The sequence below is a fragment of the Delftia sp. S65 genome (assembly GCF_016516495.1).
Taxonomy (GTDB): domain Bacteria; phylum Pseudomonadota; class Gammaproteobacteria; order Burkholderiales; family Burkholderiaceae_C; genus Comamonas; species Comamonas acidovorans.
Genome location: NZ_JACVUR010000097.1, coordinates 1 through 586, shown reverse-complemented (window position 1 = coordinate 586; position 586 = coordinate 1). Strand labels below are relative to the sequence as shown.

1 pseudogene and 1 other annotated feature are annotated in these 586 nt (G+C 56.3%); the pseudogene reads right to left on the bottom strand.

The features are described from left to right. Window positions 1–157: 157 nt before the first annotated feature. Window positions 158–277: a sequence feature (AL1L pseudoknot), on the bottom strand. 75 nt (window positions 278–352) lie between these two features. After that, window positions 353–586 (bottom strand): annotated as a pseudogene (locus IAE24_RS30510) (hypothetical protein); the annotation flags it as partial.

Sequence of the window (586 nt, the reverse complement as noted above, 5' to 3'; positions counted from 1 at the left end):
TTCACTTAGCGAGTCCAAGGTTGTGGAGACTACTTGATCTCCGGTGATTGCGTTGCATCGATAGTCAAACGCAGCGCACGGCGGATCCAGTGCACCTCGGCAACGTGGGGGATCGATCGTGCTGCATCGCACCGAGACAGTGACTGAGGAAGGATCTCAGGGCACCTGACCTGCAATTCTTTGCACACCGGCTCGACTCAAAGGCTTCATGATGCTGGTCGATAGAGTCTCTCGAGACTGCATGCGGCAGTCGAACTCCGCCTGGGAGAAAACCGCGCTCGCCAGCTTCAACATCTCATTGGCTCGACTCAGTTCCTTAACCTCGCGCTCGAAGTCCTTGACTCTCTGCGCCTCACTTTTGTTTGAGGCATGCGATCACCGTTGCCGGATAGAACAGGCTTATCGGTGTTACGCGAAGCTTGGCGGCCTCAAGCACATCATCGATGTGTGTTGGAGAGCGCCGGTTCAGGGTGTCTACCGCACGCTTTTCGACAGCTGCGAGTTCAAAGAGGCTCGGGCAGCTGCCGCCGAATTCTGAGATAGCCCCCTGATTCCCCGGCCCCGTCCTATCGCTTATCTTTGAAGA